We start from the raw sequence: 22,909 nt of genomic DNA, 5'->3' as shown, positions 1-22,909 counted from the left end.
GTTCGGCTACTACTCGGTTGCGATCGCCCGCAGCACGTCCAGCCGCGCTGCACGCCGTGACGGCCAGATCGCAGCGAGTACGCCGACGATCGCCGACACGACCACCGCCCCGGCCAGCTGCAGCACCGGTACGTCGAGCACCGCCAGCCCGTCGTCGACCATCACGTGCTGCACCGCCGCCCCGGCCAGGACGCCGACCACCATCCCGAGAATCGCGCCGAACACCGCGATCGCGACCGCCTCGACCCGCAGCATCCGCCGTACCTGCGGCCGGTCCATCCCGATCGCGCGCAGCAGCCCGAGCTCGCGGGTCCGCTCGACGACCCCGAGCGCGAGCGTGTTCACGATCCCGAGCAGCGCGATCAGGACGGCGAACCCGAGCAGCGCCCCGACCACGCCGAGGATCGCGTTGATCGGCCCGCGTTGCGCGGCGGCGTACGCCTGCTGGTCGCGGACCGCGACCGACGGGTAGTCCTTGACCGCGCCGAGCACCGCCTGCCGGACCGCGCCGAGATCGGTGCCGTCGGCAACATCGACGTACAGGGTGGCGTCGATCTCGCCGCCGCCGAGCTCGCGGAACCGCGGCAGCGTGGTGATCACCGCGTCGAGCTGCTGGTTGGGCGCGATCACCGCGCCGACGGTGAGCTGGTGCTTGCCGGTCGTGGTGGCCAGCGTGAACGGCTCGCCGACGGTCAGCTCCAGGCGGTTCGCGAGGTTGCGGGGGAGGGCGACCTGTCCTTGCGCGAGGCCGTCGAGCGAGCCGGTGAGGACCTTCGCGGTGATCGGGCCGCCGAGCGTGCCGTCCGAGACGCCGGCCAGCGCGACCGGCTGGTCGCCGACCTCGCCGCTCGACTGCCGGACGCGGTGCACGGCCGACACGCCGTCGACCTTCGCCATCGCGTCGCCGACCGCCGTACTGAACGGGCGATTGCCGGTGACCACGAGCTCGGAGCTGCCGATCGCGTCGGCGATGCCCTGGTCGACCGAGGCCTTGGCCGAGGCGGCGATCACGAACAGGCCGCTGACCAGCGCGAGCGCGATCATCAGCGCGGATGCCGTGGCCGACGTACGGCGAGGGTTGCGCTCGGCGTTGCGGCGGCCGAGCAGGACCGCGGCCCGGCGGCCGAACGGGAGCATCAGCGCGCGGACGGCGTACCGGCTGACCAGCGGGAGCGTCATCACCAGGCCGAGCAGGACGAACGCGGTCGTGAGACCGACGAGGATCGCGCCGGGCAAGCCGTTGGCTCTGAGCGAGATCAAGCCGAGCAGGACCGCCATCAGGAGCAGGAAGCCGCCGATCACGACCCGGACGACGAGGCTGCGCTCGGGGAGGGTGGTGTCGGCCTTGAGCGCGACGACCGGCGGCAGCTTGCCGGCGCGACGGGCGGCCGGGTACGCCGCCGCGGCGGTGATCCCGATGCCGAGCACGTACGACGCGATGACGGTCGCCGGGCTGACCTGGAGCGCCGCGGCCGGAATCGCCAGGTCGAGGCGCTGGTAGAGGTACTGGATGAGGCCCGCGACGCCGACGCCGAGCAGGAGTCCGAGCGTCGAGCCGATCGCGCCGATCACCAGCGCCTCGCCGAGGACCGTGCCGGTGACCTGGCCGCCGGACGCGCCGACCGCGCGGAGCAGCGCGAGCTCGCGGCTGCGTTGGGCCACGACCATCGCGAACGTGTTGACGATCAGGAAGGTGCCGACGAAGAGCGCCAGGCCGGCGAACAGCAGCAGCGCCGCGGTGAGACCGCCGAAGGTGTCGTCGAGCGCGCTTTCGCCGTCCTCGGCGACTTGCGCGGCGGTGCGGACCTGGACGGTGTCGCCGACCTGCGCCTTGATCGTGCGGGCGAGCGCGTCGGGGTTCTGGCCGGGCTGGAGGGCGACGGCGACCGAGGTCCAGCCAGGCTCGCCGAGCAGCAGGAGCTGGGCGGACGCGCTGTCGAAGGCGACGAGGGGTGCGCCGGCCGACGTACCGGAGAGGCCTGGAGTGGTGAGACCGGTCAGCGTGGCGGTGACCGCTCGGGCCGGGGTGACGACCTTGACCTGCTGGCCGATCTCGAAGCCCTCGCGGTCGGCGGTGGTGCGGTCGAGGGTGAGTTGCTCGGTGCCCCACGGCGCGGCGCCGTCGACGAGCTTGAAGGGCGCGGTCCGGTCGTCATGCGGCCAGCTCGCTCCGAAGGTGTCGAGGCTGTAGGTGTCGATCGGTTGGCCGTCCTTGGCCAGGATCTCGACGTCGGGGACCAGGAGCTGGGCGTCGGCCGCGGCTACGCCGGGAATTGCCGCGATCCGGTTCGCGATGTCGATCGAGAGGGTTGGCGGGCGGTTCGGCGTACCGGAAACGGGGGAGACCGGGGTGATCGTCAGGTCGGCGGTCGCCGCGGCGAAGTTCTTCTTCAGCGCGGCCGCGAGGGTGTCGCTGAACACCATCGCGCCGCTGACGAACCCGATGCCGAGCAGCACGGCGACCGTGCAGAGCACGAACCGGAGCCGGTGCGCCCGCACCGACCGGAGGGCGAGCTTCAGCATCAGCCGGTCGTGGTTTCGAGGCGCTTCATCGAGTCGAGCACCGACTCGGCCGTCGGGTCGACGAGCTCCTCGCGCAGCCGGCCGTCGGCCAGGAACAGCACGCGGTCGGCGTACGCGGCGGCGGTCGGGTCGTGCGTCACCATCACGACGGTCTGGCCGAACTCACGCACCGAGCGGTGCAGAAAGCCCAGTACGTCGGCCGAGGCGCGCGAGTCGAGGTTGCCGGTCGGCTCGTCGGCGAAGACGACGTACGGGCGGGAGACCAGCGCGCGGGCACACGCCACGCGCTGCTGCTGGCCGCCGGACAGCTCGGCCGGCTTGTGCTGCAGCCGGTCCTTCAGCCCGACGGTCTCGACGATGAGGTCGAGCCAGGCCTGGTCCGGTTCGCGGTTGGCCAGGTCGAGCGGGAGCGTGATGTTCTCCAGCGCGGTCAGCGTCGGGATCAGGTTGAACGCCTGGAAGACGAACCCGATCCGGTCCCTTCGCAGGTGCGTGAGGGCCTTCTCGGTGAGCCTGGTCAGGTCGATGTCGCCGAGGAACACCTGACCGCCGGTCGGGCGGTCGAGCCCGGCCAGACAGTGCAGCAACGTCGACTTGCCCGACCCCGAAGGCCCCATGATCGCGGTGAACCGGCCCTGCCCGAACTGGACGCTGACATCGGCCAGCGCGTCGATCCGGGTCTCACCGGCACCGTAGCTCCGGCCGAGACCCGTGGTGGTGATCGCCGCACCCGGCTCCGCACTCATGGGGGGAAACCTAACGTGTCCGAGGGCCCACGCGTCTTTGAGCACCGCTCAGCCGTCCGCGGACGCGAATCGTGGCTGAGCGGTGCCCAAAGTGCGGGTTCAGGCGTCGATGACGACCGGGATCACGACCGGGCGCCGGCGCCAGTGCCGGTACGTCCAGTTGCCGACCGCGCGCCCGACCAGCTGCTCCAGCTGGCTCGCGTCCCCGATCGACTCCGCGGCCGCCCGGGCCAGCGTCTCCTCGATCACCGGGATGACCGGCTTGAACGTGGTGTCGTCGTGGACGAAACCCCGCGCCAGGAAGTCCGGCGGCTCGGCCAGCTTGCCGGTGTGGGCGTCGACCAGCAGGACGACCGTGACGACACCCTCCTCGCCGAGCGTGCGGCGGTCCTTCAGGTTCGCCTCGGTGACCCCGCCGACCGTCATCGCGTCGACGTACACGTACCCGGCCTCGACCTTGCCGGTGATCTTCGCGCGGCCCTTGTGCAGGTCCACCACCACGCCGTCCTCGGCGATGATCACCCGGTCGGCCGGTACGCCGGTACTGACCGCGAGCGCCGCGTTCGCCTTCAGGTGCCGGAACTCGCCGTGCACCGGCAGCACGTTGCGCGGCTCGACCAGGTTGTAGCAGTAGACGAGCTCGCCGGCACTCGCGTGACCGGACACGTGCACCTTCGCGTTGCCCTTGTGCACGACGTTCGCGCCCCAGCGGATCAGGCCGTTGATCACCGCGTAGATCGCGTTCTCGTTGCCCGGGATCAGCGAGCTGGCCATCAGCACCGTGTCACCCTCGCCGATCCGGATCATGTGGTCCCGGTTCGCCATCCGCGACAGCGCCGCCATCGGCTCACCCTGCGAACCGGTGCAGACCAGCGTGACCTTGCGGTCCGGCAGCTGCTCCAGCTCCTTCAGGTCCACGATCAGGCCCTTCGGGACGTTCAGGTAACCGAGATCGCGGGCGATGCCCATGTTCCGCACCATCGAGCGCCCCACGAACGCGACCTTCCGGCCGCCCGCCTTCGCGGCGTCCAGCACCTGCTGGATCCGGTGCACGTGGCTCGCGAAGCTCGACACGATGATCCGGCCGGGCGCCGTACGGAAGACCTGGTCGATCGCCGGGTTCAGGTCCTTCTCGGCGGTCGTGAAGCCCGGGACGTCGGCGTTCGTGGAGTCCGTCATGAACAGGTCGACACCCTCCGCCCCGAGCCGGGCGAACCCGCGCAGGTCGGTGAGCCGCCGGTCCAGCGGGAACTGGTCCATCTTGAAGTCACCCGTGTGCAGCACCAGCCCCGCCCGGGTCCGGATCGCGACCGCGAGACCGTCCGGGATCGAGTGGTTCACCGCGAGGAACTCACACTCGAACGGCCCGAACTGCCGCTTCTCGTCCTCCTTCACCTCCACCGTCACCGGCTTGATCCGGTGCTCCTTCAACTTGGAGGTGATGAACGCCAGCGTCAGCTTCGACCCCACCACCGGGATGTCCGCCCGCTCCTTCAGCAGGTACGGCACCCCACCGATGTGGTCCTCGTGCCCGTGGGTCAGCACGATCGCCTCGATCTTGTCCAGCCGGTCCCGGATCCACCCGAAGTCCGGAAGGATCACGTCGACGCCCGGCTGGTGCTCCTCGGGGAACAACACCCCGCAGTCGACCACCAGCAACTTGCCCCGGTGCTCGAACACGGTCATGTTCCGGCCGATCTCACCCAGACCACCCAGAGCGACCACGCGCAGGGCGTCATCAGGAAGGCGGGGCGGCTGACCGAGATCGGGATGCGGATGACTCATAGCGTGGACGTTATCCGAGGCTGTGGTTGCGATGTGTCACCGACCTCGTTTCGGGGGTGTGACGGGCACCTCAGAACAAAGTTTTCGGGGGTGCGTGGGGTGGTGGTGCTCGGGCGCCCGCCGGCGTCAACCGGCTGAAGATGCTGCGGCTGAGGCGCCGCGGCCGCGGAGCATGTCGACCGGCGTCATCAGCGTGCCGGTGGCGGCCTCACCGCACGAGTCGGGCAGCTCAGATCACGTCGAGCGGTGGGGAGCGGACGTGCACCACTGTCCAACGACTTCGCTGAGGTTGTGCCCAGGCGTGGGGATGGCGCGGAAGCCAGCCGCGAGCGGGGTTAGTGAGTGGTGGAGGTCCGCACCTGACTCAATCAGGTCAGCGCGGCCTGGTTGCGGGGGACACGAAGCCTCGACGAGGCGGACCTGCGCCGCGCGAGCAGGCCCACCCACCTGCCGCGCTTCAGGTGCCGGTTGGGGCGCGGGCCGACATGCACTACTGATCAAGCACATCGCGCGGGTCGTGCCCAGGCGTGGAGACGGCGCGGATGCCGGCGGTGGCGGGGGTTGGTCAGTGGTGGAGGTCGCCCCTCGAATGCGGGCGAGAACCAAGGCCGAGCACCCAGATCGGGCTGCCGACGTAGCCGGGGCGGGTGGGCTGGCCGAGATCAGCCCTCGACCGGGTGGGGGTGAAAGCCGACGGCCGGGTTAGCCGTCTATGCCGACGAGGTCTACGGCGGCGGAGGTTTCGGCGACCTCTTCGACTGAGCGGGTGGGGAGGGGTGGTGGGGTGCCGCCCCAGGCCGGGCAGAGGGGTTTGTGGTCGCACCAGGCGCAGAGGGGGCCGGGGCTGGGGCGCCAGTCGCCGGAGTCGAGGGCTGTGGTGATGGCTGTCCAGAGGGCGGTGACTTTGCGTTCGCAGGCCAGCAGGTCGGCTTCGTCGGGTTGGTAGCGGATGATTTCGCCGTTGCCGAGGTAGACGAGTTGGAGCATGGTCGGGACGACGCCTCGGAGGCGCCACAGGACCAACGCGTAGAACTTCATCTGGAAGAGGGCTTTGGCTTCGAAGAACTCCGAGGGGGAGCGGCCGGTTTTGTAGTCGACCACGCGGATTTCGCCGGTGGGGGCTACGTCGAGGCGGTCCACGTAGCCGCGGAGGGTGAGGCCGGAGGCCAGTTCGGTTTCGACGTAGAGCTCGCGTTCGGCGGGTTCGAGGGCGTTGGGGTCTTCGAGGGTGAAGTACTTGCCGAGGAGTTTGTGGGCTTCGGCCAGCCACTGCGCGAGCTGCTCGCCGTCGGTGTCGTCGGCGAAGAGTTCGGCGACCTCGGGTTCGGCTTCGAGGATGCGTCGCCACTGGGGTTCGAGGAGCTGGGCGGCTTGTTCGAGGGTGCGTTGGCCTCTGGGGAGGTCGTAGAGACGCTCCAGTACGGCGTGCACGACGGTGCCGCGGACTGCCGCCGAGGACGGCTTCTCGGGGAGGCGGTCGACGACGCGGAAGCGGTACTTGAGCGGGCAGCTCATGAAGTCGGCCGCGCGGGAGGGGGACAGCGCACCGTTCGGGTGGCTGCCGCTGTGCGCGGGGGCTGCGACGCTCATGGGAAAACAGTAGGTGTTGGCACCGACAGGGCGGTTCACAGGAAGCTCCCAGCGGACTTTCGGTGAACCATCGGGTTCGCTCGGCACTCTGGTCCCACGAGACGAAGGAGACCGAGATGCACGAGCACGACCTGGGACTGGTCCACGACCTGGGGGTTCTGCGCCGGCGCAACGTGCTGCGGCTCCTGGCCGCGGGCGGGCTGGCCGTCGTCGCCGGGTGCGCGACGGACGACAGCCCGGCCGGTGCGCCGAACGCCGGCGGAAGCACCGCGACGACCCCGAGCACGACCACCGGCACAAGCCCGAGCACCAGCCCGAGCACCACCCCGAGCACCACCACCGCCGACTGCGTCGAAGAGATCCCCGCAGAAACCGCCGGCCCCTACCCCGGTGACGGCTCCAACGGCCCGAACGTCCTCACCGAGTCCGGCATCGTCCGCAGCGATCTCACCAAGTCCTTCGGCGCAGCATCAGGCACCGCGACCGGCGTACCGCTCACCGTCGAGCTCACCATCCAGGACGCCGACAAGTGCGCCGCACTGCAGGGCGCCGCCGTCTACCTCTGGCACTGCGACGCCCAGGGCCGCTACTCGCTCTACTCCGAGGGTGCCGAGAACGAGAACTACCTGCGCGGCGTCCAGGCCGCCGACGCGTCCGGCAAGGTCACCTTCACCACGATCTTCCCGGCGGCGTACCAGGGCCGCTGGCCGCACATCCACTTCGAGGTCTACGCGTCGCTCGGCGAAGCCACCGCCGCCGGCAAGATCTCCGCGACCTCCCAGCTCGCCCTCCCGGAGGACGTCTGCGACGCCGTCTACGCCTCCAGCGGGTACGACGGCAGCGCGCGCAACATGTCCCAGACCTCGCTCGACAGCGACAACGTGTTCCGCGACGACGGCGCGACGAAGCAGCTCGCGACGGTCACCGGGAGCGTGCAGAGCGGCTACCGGGCACGGCTCACCGTGGGTGTGTAGCGCGGAGTTACCGGTGGCCCAGTAGGTTTACCTCGATGTCAGAGCCGCGTGAACCTCAGAACCCCGCCCAGCCGGCCGGTGCGCCGCCGCCCGGTACCTGGGTGCTCGGTCGTGTCCGCGGGATCCAGCTGACGATGCGGTTCACCTGGCTGCCGGTGGCGATCCTGCTGGCGCTGGGTTTCTCGGCGATCATCGCGCAGCAGTTCCCGTACCTGTCCGGCGGCTGGCGCTACTTCGCGTCGTTCGCGTTCGTGGTCGCGTTCACGCTATCGGTGCTGCTGCACGAGCTGGCGCACGCGCTGATGGCGCTGCGGTTCAAGATCTCGGTCACCGAGATCAACCTGGGCTTCTTCGCGGCCGGCACCCACATCGAGGGGGAGCGCAAGTCGCCGCTGGAGGAGTTCGCGATCTCCGTCGTCGGCCCGATCGCGTCGCTGCTGGTCGGCGGTGCCGCGTACGCCGGCTCGCGGGCGCTCGACGAGGGCGTCGCGTACGCCGTGGTCATGCAGCTCGCGGTCGCGAACCTGATCGTCGGCGTCACGAACCTGCTGCCCGGTCTGCCGCTGGACGGCGGCTGGGTGGTCCGGGCCGCGGTCTGGAAGGCGACCGGGAACATGCACACCGGCACCATCGTGGCCGCGTGGGCGGGCCGGGTGATCGCGATCCTGGTGCTGGCCGCTCCGGTGATCCTCGAAGAGGTCTTCGACCGGAATCCGACCCTGATCGACTTCGTGATCGCGCTGGCGGTCGGCTTCTTCCTGTGGATGGGCTCGACGGCGTCGCTGATGCAGGCCCGGCTGAAGCAGAAGCTGCCGGCGCTGCAGGTCCGCTCGCTGGCCCGGCGCGCGATCGCGGTCCATGCCAGTACGCCGATCTCGGAGGCGGTCCGGCTGGCCGCGCAGGGCCAGGCCGGGGCGGTCGTCGTGATCGACGGCGACGGCAAGCCGCACGCGCTGGTCCAGGAGGCCGCGGTCACCGCGGTCGCGCCGAACCAGCGCCCGTGGACCACGATCGGCGAGGTCGCGACCCGGATCGGCGCGGGCCACATCATCGGCGTCAACGACACCGGCGAGGAGATCCTCGCGACGCTGCGCAAGAACCCGGCCTCGGAGTACCTCGTGCTCGACACCCAGGGCCAGGTGTACGGCGTCCTGGCCACGGCCGACGTCGAGCGCGCGTTCCGCGGCCGCTGACCGTACGGCGTACGGGCAGCAACCCCCGGGATTCGAGACCGGCTGCACCGCCGAAGTAAGGTGTGCGCCTTATGTCTGATCTGCGCGATTTTCCTGATGCGGCGTTTTCCGGGGTTCATCATGGGCCGTTGCAGCCGGGGGAGTGGATCACGTTGTCCGACTCCAAGGGCCGCCGGCACTCGGTCTTCCTGGAGCGCGGCAAGACGTTCCACACCACCAAGGGCGGGATCGAGCACGACGCGCTGATCGACGGCCCGGACGCGGTCACGATCCGCTCCAAGGGCGGCGTGGAGTACCTGGCGCTGCGGCCGCTGATGGCCGACTACTCGGTGTCGATGCCGCGCGGCGCGCAGGTGATCTACCCCAAGGACACCGCGCAGATCGTGACGATGGCCGACATCTTCCCGGGCGCGAAGGTGGTCGAGGCCGGCGCCGGGTCGGGCGCGCTGACCACCGCGCTGCTGCGCGCGGTCGGGGTGCACGGCGAGCTGATCTCGTTCGAGCGCCGCGAGGACTTCGCCGAGGTGGCCCGCAAGAACGTGACCGGCTTCTTCGGCGCCGAGCACCCGGCCTGGCGGCTCGAGGTCGGCGACCTGGTCGAGAAGCTCGACGAGACCGACGTGGACCGCGTCGTACTGGACATGCTGGCCCCCTGGGAGTGCGTCGACGTCGTCGCGGCTGCCTTGGCCCCGGGCGGGGTGTTCTGCGCTTACGTGGCCACCACGACCCAGCTGAGCCGATTCGTGGAGACGCTGCGCGCCCACGGCGAGTTCACCGAGCCGCGGGCCTGGGAGTCGCTGGTGCGTGACTGGCACGTCGAAGGACTGGCCGTTCGGCCCGGTCACCGGATGCAGGGGCACACCGCGTTCCTGGTCACCGCGCGCCGGATGGCCCCTGGCGTGAAAGCGCCACTCAAGAAGCGCCGCCCGGCGCCGGGCGCGTACGGCGACGACTATTCCGGACCCCGTCGTTCCGATTCCGTGCAGGACACGCCCTGACGTCGCGCCATTCTGTCCGCGCCGTGCTGTATTAAGGCGCAACAGGCTCGACCAGGCAACGGTTTCATCCGCAACCGACACGTGATGGGATTCGGCTTGCCCGGCGAGGTTTTCTGGGTAAGGTCCATAGGGTCGAGCCCCACATGGTGAGGTGATGATCGTGGCTGGAGACGAGAGTCCTACCGCGGCAGAGCTGCGTAACCAGGTCCGGTACCTGGAGGCCGAGGTCGCAGCGTTGCGGCGTCGGTTGCTGGAGCACCCGGCTGACAGCCGGTCGCTCGAGAGCAGGCTGTCCGAAACCCAGGCGTCCTTGGCGAGCGTGACCGCGCAGAACGAGCGGTTGGCCGACACGCTGCGCGAGGCCCGAGAGAAGATCATCGCCCTGAAGGAGGAGGTCGACCGGCTGGCGCAACCGCCGTCCGGTTTCGGGACCTTCCTCGGCCGCAACGACGACGACACGCTGGACGTGTTCACCGGAGGCCGCAAGCTCCGGGTCGCGGCGAGCCCGTCGGTTGACCTGGACGCGCTGAAGCTCGGCCAGGAACTGATGCTGAACGAGGCGCTGAACGTGGTCGAGGCCTGCGACTTCGAGGTCGTCGGCGACGTGGTGATGCTGAAGGAGCTGCTGGCCGACGGCGAGCGGGCGCTGGTGATCGCGCAGGCCGACGAGGAACGGGTCGTCCGGCTCGCCTCGCCGCTGCTGGACACCGCGTTGCGGACCGGCGACTCGCTGCTGCTGGAGCCCCGCTCCGGCTACGTCTACGAGAAGATCCCGAAGTCCGAGGTCGAGGAGCTGGTGCTCGAAGAGGTCCCGGACATCGACTACACCCAGATCGGTGGCCTGTCCGGCCAGATCGAGCAGATCCGGGACGCGGTCGAGCTGCCGTACCTGCACAAGGACCTGTTCCTGGAGCACGAGCTCAAGCCGCCGAAGGGTGTGCTGCTCTACGGCCCGCCCGGCTGCGGCAAGACGCTGATCGCGAAGGCGGTCGCGAACTCGCTGGCCAAGAAGGTCGCCGAGCGCACCGGCGTCGCCGAGCAGAAGTCGTTCTTCCTGAACATCAAGGGCCCCGAGCTGCTCAACAAGTACGTCGGCGAGACCGAGCGGCACATCCGCCTGGTCTTCCAGCGGGCCCGGGAGAAGGCCTCCGAGGGCATGCCGGTGATCGTGTTCTTCGACGAGATGGACTCGCTGTTCCGGACCCGTGGGTCCGGGGTGTCCTCCGACGTCGAGAACACCATCGTCCCGCAGCTGCTGAGCGAGATCGACGGTGTCGAGGGCCTGGAGAACGTGCTGGTGATCGGTGCCTCGAACCGTGAGGACATGATCGACCCGGCGATCCTGCGGCCCGGCCGGCTGGACGTGAAGATCAAGATCGAGCGGCCGGACGCCGAGTCGGCCCGCGACATCTTCTCCAAGTACCTGACCACGACGCTGCCGCTGCACGCCGACGACCTGAGCGAGTTCGGCGGCGACAAGGTCGAGTGCGTGAACGGGATGATCCAGCGCACCGTCGAGCGGATGTACACCGAGGCCGACGAGAACCGGTTCCTCGAGGTCACCTACGCCAACGGTGACAAGGAGGTCCTGTACTTCAAGGACTTCAACTCCGGCGCGATGATCCAGAACATCGTCGACCGGGCCAAGAAGATGGCCATCAAGGCGTTCCTCGACGACAAGCAGAAGGGCCTGCGGGTGCAGCACCTGCTGCAGGCCTGCGTCGACGAGTTCAAGGAGAACGAGGACCTGCCGAACACCACCAACCCGGACGACTGGGCCCGGATCTCCGGCAAGAAGGGCGAGCGGATCGTCTACATCCGTACGCTCATCTCCGGCAAGCAGGGCACCGAGCCGGGCCGGTCGATCGACACGGCGACCAACACCGGTCAGTACCTGTAGGACGAAGGCGAAGAACCGCCCCGGGACCTGGAAGGGTTCCGGGGCGGTTCCGTGTCCGGCGTGAGCAGCAGTCCCGTACGGCGTACGCAAGGGGCCTGGCACCACCGGTGTCCCTGAACTCCCGCAGGGTCCGGCCGGGGTTTCCCCCGATTCCGGCGCCCGCGCGGCCGCCGTACGGTCGTCGCATGGCGACGGACGAGGTGCGGAAGGACCTGCGCGCGGCGGTGGCGGCGCGGCAGGACCTGGGGGCGGAGTACGAACCCGAGATCATCGACGGGTTCCTGGAGCGGCTCGACCAGCGCGCCGCCGCGCGGTACGGGCAGCAGGGCCATCCGCTGCCGGCGCCGCTGCCGCCGGACGGGAAGAAGGACACCGACGGCGGCGGCCTCGCGCTGGCCATCGTCTCCGTCGTCGCCGGCATCCCGATCACCGCGATCGCCGCCAACCTCGAGGGCACCTTCGCGATGGTGATCTGCTGGGGCGGCCTGGTCGGCATCAACCTCGCCCGGGCCGCCGCCCGCTTCACCAACCGTTGAGCTGTACTAGAGGTTGAGCGGCACGAGCCGGCCGTTCGCGTCGTACGCCCTGAACTGCTGGTCGAGGTCGCTGCTGCCGTCCGGTGTGGGGTCGTACTGGCCGGGCGGGATGACGGCCGTGCTGTGCGTGTACGCGAAGCCGCCTGCGACCGCGCCCTGGGTCCATTTGCCCTGGCCCTTGGCCCAGACGTAGCGGGACTCGATCCGGACGATCCGCGGGTGCACCCGGAGCAGGCTCTCGTAGCTCGCGTACGCCGACTTCTTGTCGCCGGCGGCGCCCACGCCGCCCATGCCGCTCAGCACGACCGCGGGCTTGCTCGCTGACAGCTGCCGCTTCCACGTCGTGTCGCGGACGCTGGCGCCGGCACCGGCGGCGAAGCAGCTGGTGATGCCTTGGCTGTAGGTGTTGCCGGGCTGGCCGGGGGTGCTCTTGGTCAGCACCACGACGCCGGTCTTGGTGGACCCGGGGATCGCTACCCGGCGGGCCCACAGCGGGTCGACCTGCTGGGTGCCGGGGAGCTTGCACGCGTTGGCGGCCTGTGCGGCCTCAGCAGCGCTCACTGGGCCCAGGTCGACCTCCGGCACGATCTTGGTCTTGTCGACCTTCGGTGGAGGAGAGGCCGCGACCTGTGGAGCGGGGTTCACTTCGTCAGGCCGGTTGGAAACGGCAACGCTGCCGACCACAACAGCGCTGACGGCTGCGACGGCGATTGCCGGGGCCACCCAGCGGCGCCGGGACGGTGTGGCGCTGCGCTCGGTCTGGTCGAGCACACGGGCGCGCAGCTGGGCTCTGCGCTCGGGAGCGAGCGGGGGGACGCGGGGTGGTTCGAGCTGGGTGTTCACGAGAGCTCCTCGGTCAGCGCGACCCGCGACAGCAGGTCGGGGAAGCGGCGGCGGGTGCGGTGCAGGCGGGCCTTGACGGTGCCTTCGGGGACTCCGAGGGCGGCAGCGGTCTCCGCGATGGTCAGGCCGGCCCAGACGACGAGCTCGAGCGTTTCCTGCTCGTGCCGGGGGAGCTTGGCGAGCGCACGCCGTACGGCGGACATCCGGCGCTCGTCGTCGAGCCGCTGGGCCACAGCGGCCGCGTGGTCGGGTTGGTCGTACGGCGCCGGCAGTCGCTCGACCAGGCCGCGCAGCCGCCGGGTCGCGCGATGCAGCGTTCGGCACTCGTTCGCCGCGACGACCAGCAGCCAGCCGCGCGCCGACGGCGCGGTCAGCGGGCTCGGTGGGTTCCGCTCGAAGCGCCGCCAGGTGCTGAGGAACGTCGTCTGCACCACGTCCTCGGCCGCCGCCCACGATGCTGTCCGCCGGAAGGCGAACGCGTGCACGTCGTCGGCGTACCGGTCGAAGAGCAGGCCGAGCGCCTCGCGGTCGCCGTCGCGCAGGCGGTCCCAGAGCGCGCTGTCGCCAGGTGGCCCGGCCGCCATCGAGTACTCCGTCTCGTCGGTCAGGATGATGTTCACACCGGGTAGTGACCGCCCGGCCGGGAAAAGGTTGCCTACAGCGTGCGCAGGTAGCCGCCGAGCAGTGCGGTGGTGTCCGGGACGAACGGCCACTCCGGGTCGTCCAGCCGGGCGATCAGCTCCGGCAGCGGCATCCAGGCACCCCAGTCGACCTCCTCCGGCTGGTGCTCGACCGGGCCGTCCCAGCGGCACGCGTACAGGTACGCGTGGTAGTTGGTGAACTCGTCGGTGTAGTCGCCCTCGGGCAGCTTCTCGAGCTTCACGCCGCTGATGCCGAGCTCCTCGGCCAGCTCGCGCCGTACGGCGTCGTACGGGTCCTCACCGGCCGCGACGACGCCGCCGGCCATGAAGTCGTAGCGGGCCGGGTAGACGTCCTTGGTCGGCGTCCGGCGGTGCACGTAGACGTCTCCGGCGGCGTTCCGGACCAGTACGCCGGTCGCGGAGTGCCGCAGGTTGTCGCGGCGCATCACCGACCGCGGAGCGGAACCGCAGACCACGCCGTGGGCGTCCACCAGGGCAACGAGTTCGTCCATCCCCGCAGTCTCACACGGCTCGGAGCGCCGCTTTGGTCGGCCGGACCGCGTAGGCTCGTGGACATGAGTGTGCGGCGGATCATGGGGACCGAGACCGAGTTCGGGATCTCGGTGCCCGGCCAGCCCGGGGCGAACCCGATGCTGACCTCGAGCCAGGTGGTGAACGGCTACGCCCAGACGCAGCCGCTGGCGCGCAAGACCCGGTGGGACTTCGACGAGGAGCACCCGCTGCGGGACGCGCGCGGCTTCGACCTGAGCCGGGAGGTGGCCGACTCCAGCCAGCTCACCGACGAGGAGACCGGCCTGGCCAACGTCATCCTCACCAACGGCGCCCGGCTGTACGTCGACCACGCGCACCCGGAGTACTCCGCGCCGGAGTGCACGAACCCGCGCGACGTCGTGGTCTGGGACAAGGCCGGCGAGCTGGTGATCATGGAGGGCGCCCGGCAGGCCCGCCAGATCCCGGGCGCGCCGCAGTTGAACCTGTACAAGAACAACACCGACAACAAGGGCGCGTCGTACGGGTCGCACGAGAACTACCTGATGCGCCGCTCGACGCCGTTCGCGTCGATCGTGCGGCACCTGACGCCGTTCTTCGTGAGCCGTCAGGTGGTCACCGGCGCCGGCCGGGTCGGGATCGGCCAGGACGGCGCCGGGCACGGCTTCCAGATCAGCCAGCGCGCCGACTACTTCGAGGTCGAGGTCGGCCTGGAGACGACGCTGAAGCGCCCGATCATCAACACCCGCGACGAGCCGCACGCCAACCCGGACCGGTACCGGCGGCTGCACGTGATCATCGGCGACGCGAACCTGTCCGAGATCTCGACGTACCTGAAGGTCGGGACGACGTCGCTGGTGCTGTCGATGATCGAGGACGGCTGGCTGACCGACGACCTGAGCGTCGACCGGCCGGTCACCGCGCTGCACGAGATCAGCCACGACCCCTCCTGCACGCACCTGATGACGCTCAAGGACGGCCGCAAGCTGACCGCCGTCCAGCTCCAGACGGAGTACCTCGAGCAGGCCCGCAAGTACGTCGAGGACAAGTACGGCGACGACGCGGACCGGCAGACCAAGGACGTGCTGCACCGCTGGGAGCAGGTCCTGGACCAGCTCGCGATCGACCCGATGCGGCTGGCCGACCAGCTCGACTGGGTCGCCAAGCTGAAGCTGCTGCAGTCCTACCGTGACCGCGACGACCTGGCCTGGGACGACTCCAAGCTGGCCCTGGTCGATCTCCAGTACGCCGACCTGCGCCCGGACAAGGGGCTGTACTTCAAGCTCGTCAAGGCCGGCCGGATGCAGCGGCTCGTCACCGACGAGGAGATCCGGATGGCGGTCTCGCACCCGCCGACCGACACCCGCGCCTACTTCCGCGGCCGCTGCATGCAGCAGTACGCCGGGCAGGTCGCGGCCGCCTCCTGGGACTCGGTGATCTTCGATCTCCCGGGCAAGGAATCGTTGCAGAGAATCCCTACTCTCGATCCGCTGCGGGGCACGAAAGCGCACGTCGGAGCGCTTCTTGACCAATGCGACACCGCCAGTGACCTGGTTCGCACCATTACTGGGGGTGCGGGCGGGTAGGGTCGCAGTAGGAGAGTCGGTTGGGCGGCTCTCCGCCGCGGTTCTAGGAGGTGTGCGATGGCGAAAGACGGTGGGCAGCAGCACAAGCAGCCCAAGCGTTCGACCAGCGAGGAAGAGGTCGAGCAGGTCGAGGCGTCGGAGGACGTCGCCGAGCGCAAGGAACGGCTCGACGAGGACGTCGACTCGATCCTCGACGAGATCGACGAGGTGCTCGAGGAGAACGCGGAGGAGTTCGTCCGCGGCTTCGTGCAAAAGGGTGGGGAGTGAACCGCTAGATGACATTCGATGCCTCCGGCCGGTTGCCGGAAGCCTTCCTGACCCCAGGTGGCTCGTCGTTCATGGACTTCCTGGCCGGGCACGCGCCCGACCTGCTCCCTGGCCGGCGGTCCCTGGGGACAGGTGACCTGTCCAAAGACGTCCCGCACGGTACGACGATCGTCGCGGCCACCTTCGACGGTGGTGTCGTGATGGCCGGCGACCGGCGCGCCACGATGGGCAACATCATCGCCCAGCGTGACATCGAGAAGGTGTTCCCGGCCGACGAGTACTCGTGCGTGGGGATCGCCGGCTCGGCCGGTCTCGCGATCGAGATGGTGCGGCTGTTCCAGGTCGAGCTGGAGCACTACGAGAAGCTCGAGGGCACCACGCTGTCGCTCGACGGCAAGGCGAACCGGCTGAGCGCGCTGATCCGGGGCAACCTGGCGATGGCGATGCAGGGCCTGGCCGTGGTCCCGCTGTTCGCGGGCTACGACCACGACATCTCCGGTGGCCGGATCTTCTCCTACGACCCGACCGGTGGCCGGTACGAGGAGCAGGCCTTCCACAGCGTCGGCTCCGGCTCGCTGTTCGCCCGCGGCTCGCTGAAGAAGCTCTACCGCGACGGGATGACCGCGACCGAGTGCGTGACGGCGACCATCCAGGCGCTGTACGACGCGGCCGACGACGACTCGGCGACCGGTGGCCCGGACATGGCCCGGCGGATCTTCCCGGTGATCGGCGTGGTCACGGCCGACGGCTACCAGCGGCTGCCCGAGAACGAGGTCGGCGAGATCGTCGACACCGTGGTCGGTGCCCGGCTGCAGCGTCCCGACGGCCCCGCCGCTCCGCTGTCCTGAGCCTATGGGGGTGTCTGGTGATTCCCCGCCTACTGCGCGGCACCCGGCACGGCATCTCGCCGTGCGGGAGCCAAGCTCACGATGCTTCGCATCGCCACGCTCGTCTCCCGCACGGCGAGCTACCGCACCGGGCACCTGCTCGCTACGGCGCGGAATCACCAGACACCCCCACGACGAGCGAGTAGAGGAACACGAATGAGCACTCCGTTCTACGTCTCACCCGAGCAGCTGATGCGGGACCGGGCGGACTTCGCCCGCAAGGGCATCGCCAAGGGCCGCAGCGCGATCGCGCTGCAGTACGCCGACGGCATCCTGTTCGTGGCCGAGAACCGGTCGCCCGCCCTGCACAAGGTGGCCGAGATCTACGACCGGATGGCCTTCGCGGCCGTCGGGCGGTACAACGAGTTCGAGAACCTGCGGATCGCCGGCGTGCGCCTGGCCGACATGCGCGGGTACTCCTACGACCGCCGCGACGTCACCGGCCGTGCGCTGGCCAACGCGTACGCGCAGACCCTCGGCGCGATCTTCTCCTCCGGTGGTGAGAAGCCGCTCGAGGTGGAGATCCTGGTCGCCGAGGTCGGCAACAGCACCGCCGAGGACCAGATCTACCGGCTCACCTACGACGGCTCGATCGCCGACGTCCGCGGCTACGCGGTGATGGGTGGCCCGGCCGAGCAGGTCGCGGAGTACGTCGGTGAGCACTACTCCGAGGGCATCTCGCTGGCCGGCGCGCTGCGGCTGGCCGTGGACGCGCTCGGGCACGACTCCAGCGAGGTCCGCCAGCTGGAGCCGGACCAGATCGAGGTCGCCATTCTCGACCGGACCCGTACGCAGGTCCGCAAGTTCAAGCGGATCTCGGAGGAGACGCTGGCCCGGATCCTGTCCGAGTCGCGGCCGGACACGGCGCCGTCGGAGCCCGCTCCGCACACCGACGACACGGTGAACGGCGGGTCCTACGAGAGCGACGCGACGGCGTCCGAGGACGACGACGCGCCGGTCGCCCCGCCGGAGGAGCCGGAAGACACCAAGTGACCGACGAACCGCAGGTGCCGCCCACTCCCGGTCAGGGAGCGGGCGGCACCTCTCGTTCAGCCGACCCGAAGCCCTGGGAGCTGCTGAGCGAGAAGACCGTGTACGACGGCTTCCTCACCGTGAACTCCCGGCGATACCGGCTGCCGAACGGGCGCGAAGCCGACTGGGACGTCTTCGGCCCCCGGCAGACCGCGGGCGTCGCCGGCGGGATCACCGTGCTCCCGCTCACCCCGGAGGGCCGGGTCGTCGCGATCCGGCTGTTCCGGGCCGGCCCCGACCAGGTCGTGACCAACCTCCCCGGCGGCCTGATCGACCCGGGGGAGGACCCGGCCGACGCCGGCCGGCGGGAGCTCGCCGAGGAGACCGGCTACACCTGCGGCTCGATCGAGGTGGCCGGCTGGATCTGGTCCGCCGCCTCCTCGACGTACCCCAAGTACGTCGCGATCGCGCGCGACTGCGTCCGCACCGAGCAGCAGGACCTGGACGAGTTCGAGGACATCGTCCCGATCGAGCTGACCGTCGACGAGTTGCGGCAGGAGCTGCGGACGCCCGGCGCGATGACCGGGGTCGACGCGGCGTACCGGGCGCTGGACCACGCCGGCCTGCTCTGAAATCCGCTTGCCTGCGCGGCGCCTCGCCCCGAGGATGACGAGCGTGCTGACGACGTACTGGCCCCTGCGGAACCTCCGGCTGACCACCGAGCGGCTGGTGCTGCGGCCACCGACCGACGAGGAACTGGCGGCGATCGCCGAGGTCGCGGCCGGCGGGATCAGCCGGCCGGGGGAGCACCCGTTCCTGACGGCGTGGCCCGACGAGCCGGTCGAGCGGGCGCGGCGGGTCATGCAGCAGTACTGGGCGCACCTCGGAGCGTGGACGAAGGACGAGTGGGAGCTGGAGCTCGGCGTCTTCCGCGACGGGACGCCGCTCGGGATGGTCGGGCTGATGGGCAGCGAGTACGGCGTACTGCGTGAGGTGAAGACGTGGTCGTGGCTCGGGCTGGAGCACCAGCGGCACGGGTACGGCACGGAGGCGCGGGTCGGTCTGCTGGACCTCGCGTTCGAAGGGCTGGACGCGGTGGCGGCGCGGACCGAGGTGTTTGAGGACAATGCCGGGTCGCAGGGCGTGTCGCGGAAGCTCGGGTACCGGCCCGACGGGATCTCGCGGGACGTGCTGCACGGCGAGCCGGTGGTCTCCGACCGGCTGCGGCTCACGCGCGAGGACTGGCTGGGCGTCGAGCGGCCGAAGGTGGAGATCAGCGGGCTCGACGAGTGCCGCGACTGGTTCGCCGACCCGAGCTGATCGCCGCCGAACGACCCGATGGTGGAGCTGGCTGTACCCCGAAGCCGGGTTCTGGCTGGACTGTGCTGAAGGCCCGATCTTTCTAGCGTGAGAGGCGTCCTGCTACGTCTCGCACGGTTCGGAAGGTTGGTCACATGTTCAAGGCACGCAGAGGGCGCGACAAGCAGACCGGCGGCGCCGCGGTCCTGGTCGCGGACGCTCCGGCGTACGCGGTCACGCTGGACTCGGTGACCAGGACCTACCAGACCGGGACGACCCGGGTGCAGGCCCTCGACGGCGTCTCGCTCGGCCTGCGGCGGGGGAGCTTCACGGCGGTGATGGGACCGTCGGGGTCGGGCAAGAGCACGTTCCTGCACTGCGCGGCCGGGCTCGACCGGCCGACCTCCGGCACCGTCTGGCTCGGCGACACCGAGCTGACCCGGCTCGACGAGAAGCAGCTGACCGTGCAGCGCCGGACCCGGATCGGGTTCGTCTTCCAGGCCTACAACCTGATCCCGTCGCTGTCGGTCCGCGACAACATCACGTTGCCGCTGCGCTTCTCCGGCGTACCGGTGGACGAGGCGTGGCTGGCCCTGGTCGTGCGCGAGGTCGGCCTGACCGACCGGCTCACCCATCGGCCCAGCGAGCTGTCCGGAGGTCAGCAGCAGCGGGTCGCGATCGCCCGGGCGCTGGTCACCCGGCCGGAGGCGGTGTTCGCCGACGAGCCGACCGGAGCGCTCGACTCGCGGACCGGCAAGCAGGTCCTGCAGCTGATGCGGTCGCTGGTCGACTCACTCGGGCAGACGATCCTGATGGTGACGCACGACCCGATCGCCGCGTCGTGGGCCGACCGGGTGGTGTTCCTGGCCGACGGCAGGCTGGCCGGCGAGCTGACCGACCCGACGGCCGACACCGTCGCCGCGCACCTGACGCACCTCGGGGAGTGGTGACCGTGTTCGACTTCGCCTGGAGCACGGTCAAGTCCCGATGGACCGGGTTCGCCGGTGCCTTCGTCGCCCTGTTCTGCGGTGCCGCGCTGTTGTCCGCGTGCGGACTCCTGCTGCAGTCCGGTCTGCTCGCCGGGATCAGCCCCGAGCGGTACGCCGGTGCGTCGGTCGTCGTCGCGGCCGACCAGCGGCTCGCCGTCGCCGAGTCGCCGGACGCCGACTTCGGCGACCACGTCCCGCTGGAGGCGAGCCGGCTGGCCGAGATCGCGGCGGTCCCCGGCGTCGCCCACGCCGTACCGGACTACTCGTTCCGCCTCACCCTGCTCGGCAAGTCCGGCGCGCTGGTCCACGGCGAGCAAGGCGGTACGCCGTTCGGCCACGGCCGCGGTTCCGTTGCCCTCGGCCCCTTGTCCGTGCGGGCCGGCGCGCTGCCCACCGGCCGGTCCGACGTCGCGCTCGACCGGGACGCGGTGGCGGCCGGCGGTTACGCGATCGGCGACCAGGTCAAGATCGCGGTGGGGTCGCGACCGGCGTCGTACCGGCTCACTGGCATCGTCGATCCGCCGCGCGGTTCGTTCCGTGAACCGGTCGTCCTGTTCACCGACGACGTGGCCAGGCAGTTGTCCGGCAGGCCCGGCCTGCTGTACGCCGTGGGCGTGCTGGCCGCACCGGGCGTCGACCAGGGGGACCTCGCGCACGCGATCGAGCAGCGGCTGGGCGACTCGGTGACCACGGCCACCGGCGACGACAAGGGCAAGCTGGAGTTTAAGGACTCGTCGGCAGCCTCCGGGCTGCTGATGGCGGTGGCGGGCTCGTTCGGGGGCATCGCGGCGATCGTCGCGATGTTCGTGGTGGCCGGCACGCTCGGGCTGTCGATCCAGCAGCGACGGCGCGAGTTCGCGCTGCTCCGCGCGGTCGCCGCCACACCCGGGCAGGTGCACCGGATGATCGGCGCCGAGATCCTGATCGTCGCGCTGGCCGCGTCGGTGCCCGGCGCGGTGCTCGGCTACGGGCTCGTGTGGTTGCTGCGGACGGCGTTCGTCAGGATCGGGGTGATCCCGGCCGACTACGGGCTCTCACTGCTGCCGATCCCCGTCGTGGCCGCGGTGCTGCTGTCGGTCCTGACGGCCCGGCTGGCGGGCTGGATGTCGGCGCGGAGAGCGGTCAGGATCCGCCCGGTCGAGGCGCTGGGGGAGTCGAGTGTGGAGACGCCGCGGCTCGGTCCGGTGCGGACGCTGATCGGGCTCGTCCTGCTGGCGGGCGGCCTGGTGATGTGCGCGGTCCCGGTGTTCGTCGCCGGTGAGGTCGGCACGATCGTCGCGGCGACCTCGTCGCTGATCCTGGTGATCGCCGTGGCGCTGCTCGGCCCGCGGATCGTGCAGGGCGCGCTGACCGTCGCCGGTCCGGTGCTGCGACGAGGCGGCGGTGCGGCGGGCTACCTGGCCGCGGCCAACCTCACCCAGAACTCGCGCCGGGTGGCCGGCGCCGTCGTACCGCTGGTGCTGGCGATCACGATCATGATCGTGCAGGTCTCGGTCGGCGCCGCGCAGGTCAAGGAGGCCGGCCGCCAGGCGGAGCAGGGCGTGGTCGCCGATCTGGTGGTGGCCAGTGCCGGCGCGGGCCTGTCACCCGGCCTGGTCGACGAGATCAGCGCGACGGCCGGCGTACGGACGGCCACGGCGGTGACCAGGGGACCGGCGACGATCAGGTACACCGACCTCGGTGACGGCTCGACGCAGTCCGTGCTGGGTTTCGCGGCGCAGGGCGTGGAGGCGACGGATCTGGGGAGCACGCTCGACCTGGACGTTCGCGAAGGCGACCTCGGCCGGCTGACGGATCAGGGAACGGTCGCACTCAGTGAGTCCGCCGCGCAGCAGACCAGGAGCGGTCTGGGTCGCGAGGTGGAGGTGTACCTCGGTGACGGTACGCGGCTGACACCTGTCGTGGTGGCGATCTACCACAACGGCATGGGCTTCGGAGACGTGACGTTGCCGCGCGACGTACTGCTCGACCACCTGTCCACGCGGCTGGACGACTCGGTGCTGGTCCGGGCCGAGGCCGGGGTCGACCCGAACGCCTTGGCCGGCACCTTGACCAGGCAGTTCGCGGGTGACGCCGGGGTGGTGCTCGCCGACCGCCAGACGATGGCGGAGGCACAGCAGGCCGGCCTCGACCTCAACCGGTGGACGAACCTGATCCTGCTCGCCGCGCTCTTCGGCTACGTCGCGATCAACGTCGCCAACAGCCTGGTGATGAGTACGACGGCCCGGCGGCGTGAGTTCGCGCTGCTCCGCCTGGTCGGCCTCGGCCAGCGGCAGGTCCGCCGGATGATGCTGGTCGAGTCGGCCGTGGTGATCGGGGTCGCACTGGTGGTGAGCGCGCTGCTGTGCCTGCCGCCGATGGTCGGGGTCACGGTCGGGCTGAGCGAGGGGGCGTCGGTGATCCCGGCGATCTCACCGGTCACCACCGCGCTCACCGCGGGTGGAGTGGTCCTGCTCGGCCTGCTCGCGATCATGCTGCCCACCCGCCGGGTGCTGCGCCATCGGCCGGTGGACGCGATCGGCATCCGCGAGTGACGAGAGGACCGGCGTCGTACGCCGGGTAAACTGGCCGACGGGCCGCTACTGGCGTTCAGGTGGGCCACCACCGGGGAACGGCCCGCCGGACTTCCGGCTGCAGCCGCGCGCCTGGGCACCCGACGAGAAACTCGCC

Annotated in this window: 20 protein-coding genes and 1 riboswitch; of the genes, 13 read left to right on the top strand and 7 right to left on the bottom strand. The window is 70.4% G+C overall.

Translation table 11 applies throughout. The features are described from left to right. Nucleotides 1–9: 9 nt before the first annotated feature. The 4 genes from ACZ6Z4_RS11635 to ACZ6Z4_RS11620 all read right to left on the bottom strand — a co-directional run bounded on the left by ACZ6Z4_RS11635 (nucleotide 10) and on the right by ACZ6Z4_RS11620 (nucleotide 6,644). On the bottom strand, nucleotides 10–2,523 hold the full coding sequence (locus ACZ6Z4_RS11635) for an ABC transporter permease (RefSeq protein ID WP_465561685.1): 2,514 nt from the start codon (nucleotides 2,521–2,523) through the stop codon (nucleotides 10–12). Further along, nucleotides 2,523–3,269 carry an ABC transporter ATP-binding protein gene (locus ACZ6Z4_RS11630; protein WP_465561683.1) on the bottom strand — a complete coding sequence of 249 codons (747 nt, stop codon included), beginning with the start codon at nucleotides 3,267–3,269 and terminating at the stop codon, nucleotides 2,523–2,525. The genes ACZ6Z4_RS11635 and ACZ6Z4_RS11630 overlap by 1 nt, the downstream gene beginning before the upstream one ends. A 99-nt stretch (nucleotides 3,270–3,368) precedes the next feature. Further along, nucleotides 3,369–5,054, bottom strand: coding sequence for a ribonuclease J (locus tag ACZ6Z4_RS11625; protein ID WP_363673964.1), 1,686 nt, complete (start codon nucleotides 5,052–5,054; stop codon nucleotides 3,369–3,371). A gap of 702 nt (nucleotides 5,055–5,756) precedes the next feature. Beyond that, nucleotides 5,757–6,644, bottom strand: coding sequence for a RecB family exonuclease (locus tag ACZ6Z4_RS11620; protein ID WP_465561680.1), 888 nt, complete (start codon nucleotides 6,642–6,644; stop codon nucleotides 5,757–5,759). A gap of 116 nt (nucleotides 6,645–6,760) precedes the next feature. On the opposite strand from ACZ6Z4_RS11620, the gene ACZ6Z4_RS11615 reads away from it, so the two are divergent. From ACZ6Z4_RS11615 to ACZ6Z4_RS11595, 5 genes are all read left to right on the top strand, one after another. Beyond that, nucleotides 6,761–7,618, top strand: coding sequence for an intradiol ring-cleavage dioxygenase (locus ACZ6Z4_RS11615; RefSeq protein ID WP_465561678.1), 858 nt, complete (start codon nucleotides 6,761–6,763; stop codon nucleotides 7,616–7,618). A 35-nt stretch (nucleotides 7,619–7,653) separates the two neighbouring features. Continuing rightward, complete coding sequence (locus ACZ6Z4_RS11610; RefSeq protein WP_465561676.1) at nucleotides 7,654–8,811, top strand: site-2 protease family protein; 1,158 nt, start codon at nucleotides 7,654–7,656, stop codon at nucleotides 8,809–8,811. Between the two features lie 71 nt (nucleotides 8,812–8,882). Next, on the top strand, nucleotides 8,883–9,809 hold the full coding sequence (locus ACZ6Z4_RS11605) for a tRNA (adenine-N1)-methyltransferase (protein ID WP_363673972.1): 927 nt from the start codon (nucleotides 8,883–8,885) through the stop codon (nucleotides 9,807–9,809). A gap of 154 nt (nucleotides 9,810–9,963) precedes the next feature. Then, the gene (gene arc / locus ACZ6Z4_RS11600) at nucleotides 9,964–11,709 is read left to right on the top strand and encodes a proteasome ATPase (RefSeq protein WP_465561674.1); all 1,746 of its coding nucleotides are present in this window, start codon (nucleotides 9,964–9,966) and stop codon (nucleotides 11,707–11,709) included. A gap of 185 nt (nucleotides 11,710–11,894) precedes the next feature. After that, nucleotides 11,895–12,245, top strand: coding sequence for a hypothetical protein (locus tag ACZ6Z4_RS11595; protein ID WP_363673976.1), 351 nt, complete (start codon nucleotides 11,895–11,897; stop codon nucleotides 12,243–12,245). A gap of 6 nt (nucleotides 12,246–12,251) precedes the next feature. Here ACZ6Z4_RS11595 and ACZ6Z4_RS11590 read toward each other — a convergent pair whose 3' ends face one another. Genes ACZ6Z4_RS11590 through ACZ6Z4_RS11580 form a run of 3 tightly spaced genes read right to left on the bottom strand, consistent with a single transcriptional unit; the run spans nucleotide 12,252 to nucleotide 14,241 of the window. Then, the gene (locus ACZ6Z4_RS11590) at nucleotides 12,252–13,088 is read right to left on the bottom strand and encodes a hypothetical protein (protein WP_465561670.1); all 837 of its coding nucleotides are present in this window, start codon (nucleotides 13,086–13,088) and stop codon (nucleotides 12,252–12,254) included. Beyond that, complete coding sequence (locus tag ACZ6Z4_RS11585; RefSeq protein WP_465561668.1) at nucleotides 13,085–13,708, bottom strand: RNA polymerase sigma factor; 624 nt, start codon at nucleotides 13,706–13,708, stop codon at nucleotides 13,085–13,087. Before ACZ6Z4_RS11585 ends, ACZ6Z4_RS11590 begins: the two co-directional genes overlap by 4 nt. 35 nt (nucleotides 13,709–13,743) lie before the next feature. After that, on the bottom strand, nucleotides 13,744–14,241 hold the full coding sequence (locus ACZ6Z4_RS11580) for an NUDIX hydrolase (protein WP_465561665.1): 498 nt from the start codon (nucleotides 14,239–14,241) through the stop codon (nucleotides 13,744–13,746). Nucleotides 14,242–14,304: 63 nt separating this feature from the next. Here ACZ6Z4_RS11580 and dop point away from each other — a divergent pair, with 63 nt between their 5' ends. The 8 genes from dop (at nucleotide 14,305) to ACZ6Z4_RS11540 (ending at nucleotide 22,773) form a co-directional block, all read left to right on the top strand. Further along, nucleotides 14,305–15,825, top strand: a complete 1,521-nt coding sequence (gene dop, locus ACZ6Z4_RS11575; protein WP_465561663.1) for a depupylase/deamidase Dop — start codon at nucleotides 14,305–14,307, stop codon at nucleotides 15,823–15,825. Between the two features lie 57 nt (nucleotides 15,826–15,882). Then, nucleotides 15,883–16,092, top strand: coding sequence for a ubiquitin-like protein Pup (locus ACZ6Z4_RS11570; protein WP_363673986.1), 210 nt, complete (start codon nucleotides 15,883–15,885; stop codon nucleotides 16,090–16,092). A gap of 8 nt (nucleotides 16,093–16,100) precedes the next feature. Then, entirely contained in the window at nucleotides 16,101–16,940 is an 840-nt protein-coding gene (gene prcB, locus ACZ6Z4_RS11565) for a proteasome subunit beta (RefSeq protein ID WP_465561660.1), read from the top strand. Between the two features lie 195 nt (nucleotides 16,941–17,135). Beyond that, nucleotides 17,136–17,972 carry a proteasome subunit alpha gene (prcA, locus tag ACZ6Z4_RS11560; protein WP_465561658.1) on the top strand — a complete coding sequence of 279 codons (837 nt, stop codon included), beginning with the start codon at nucleotides 17,136–17,138 and terminating at the stop codon, nucleotides 17,970–17,972. Continuing rightward, the gene (locus ACZ6Z4_RS11555; RefSeq protein WP_465561656.1) at nucleotides 17,969–18,583 is read left to right on the top strand and encodes an NUDIX hydrolase; all 615 of its coding nucleotides are present in this window, start codon (nucleotides 17,969–17,971) and stop codon (nucleotides 18,581–18,583) included. Before prcA ends, ACZ6Z4_RS11555 begins: the two co-directional genes overlap by 4 nt. Nucleotides 18,584–18,626: 43 nt before the next feature. Next, nucleotides 18,627–19,271: a GNAT family N-acetyltransferase gene (locus ACZ6Z4_RS11550; protein ID WP_465561654.1), complete on the top strand. Its 645-nt coding sequence runs from the start codon at nucleotides 18,627–18,629 to the stop codon at nucleotides 19,269–19,271. Between the two features lie 134 nt (nucleotides 19,272–19,405). Further along, nucleotides 19,406–20,200, top strand: coding sequence for an ABC transporter ATP-binding protein (locus ACZ6Z4_RS11545; RefSeq protein ID WP_465561652.1), 795 nt, complete (start codon nucleotides 19,406–19,408; stop codon nucleotides 20,198–20,200). Next, on the top strand, nucleotides 20,197–22,773 hold the full coding sequence (locus ACZ6Z4_RS11540; protein WP_465561650.1) for an ABC transporter permease: 2,577 nt from the start codon (nucleotides 20,197–20,199) through the stop codon (nucleotides 22,771–22,773). Before ACZ6Z4_RS11545 ends, ACZ6Z4_RS11540 begins: the two co-directional genes overlap by 4 nt. A gap of 34 nt (nucleotides 22,774–22,807) precedes the next feature. Beyond that, a riboswitch (ZMP/ZTP riboswitch) is annotated at nucleotides 22,808–22,897 on the top strand. The last annotated feature ends 12 nt before the right edge of the window (nucleotides 22,898–22,909 follow it).

This window comes from Kribbella sp. NPDC104740 (assembly GCF_055583505.1).
This window is presented reverse-complemented; position numbering and strand designations above follow the sequence as displayed.

Bases quoted from the DNA above. Each gene is read 5' to 3' on its own strand.
- ACZ6Z4_RS11545 (WP_465561652.1), top strand. From the start codon at position 19,406: ATGTTCAAGGCACGCAGAGGGCGCGACAAGCAGACCGGCGGCGCCGCG.
- ACZ6Z4_RS11580 (WP_465561665.1), bottom strand. From the start codon at position 14,241: ATGGACGAACTCGTTGCCCTGGTGGACGCCCACGGCGTGGTCTGCGGT.
- ACZ6Z4_RS11610 (WP_465561676.1), top strand. From the start codon at position 7,654: ATGTCAGAGCCGCGTGAACCTCAGAACCCCGCCCAGCCGGCCGGTGCG.
- ACZ6Z4_RS11615 (WP_465561678.1), top strand. From the start codon at position 6,761: ATGCACGAGCACGACCTGGGACTGGTCCACGACCTGGGGGTTCTGCGC.
- ACZ6Z4_RS11570 (WP_363673986.1), top strand. From the start codon at position 15,883: ATGGCGAAAGACGGTGGGCAGCAGCACAAGCAGCCCAAGCGTTCGACC.
- ACZ6Z4_RS11595 (WP_363673976.1), top strand. From the start codon at position 11,895: ATGGCGACGGACGAGGTGCGGAAGGACCTGCGCGCGGCGGTGGCGGCG.
- arc (WP_465561674.1), top strand. From the start codon at position 9,964: ATGATCGTGGCTGGAGACGAGAGTCCTACCGCGGCAGAGCTGCGTAAC.
- dop (WP_465561663.1), top strand. From the start codon at position 14,305: ATGAGTGTGCGGCGGATCATGGGGACCGAGACCGAGTTCGGGATCTCG.
- prcA (WP_465561658.1), top strand. From the start codon at position 17,136: ATGAGCACTCCGTTCTACGTCTCACCCGAGCAGCTGATGCGGGACCGG.
- ACZ6Z4_RS11630 (WP_465561683.1), bottom strand. From the start codon at position 3,269: ATGAGTGCGGAGCCGGGTGCGGCGATCACCACCACGGGTCTCGGCCGG.
- prcB (WP_465561660.1), top strand. From the start codon at position 16,101: ATGACATTCGATGCCTCCGGCCGGTTGCCGGAAGCCTTCCTGACCCCA.
- ACZ6Z4_RS11605 (WP_363673972.1), top strand. From the start codon at position 8,883: ATGTCTGATCTGCGCGATTTTCCTGATGCGGCGTTTTCCGGGGTTCAT.
- ACZ6Z4_RS11625 (WP_363673964.1), bottom strand. From the start codon at position 5,054: ATGAGTCATCCGCATCCCGATCTCGGTCAGCCGCCCCGCCTTCCTGAT.
- ACZ6Z4_RS11635 (WP_465561685.1), bottom strand. From the start codon at position 2,523: ATGCTGAAGCTCGCCCTCCGGTCGGTGCGGGCGCACCGGCTCCGGTTC.
- ACZ6Z4_RS11620 (WP_465561680.1), bottom strand. From the start codon at position 6,644: ATGAGCGTCGCAGCCCCCGCGCACAGCGGCAGCCACCCGAACGGTGCG.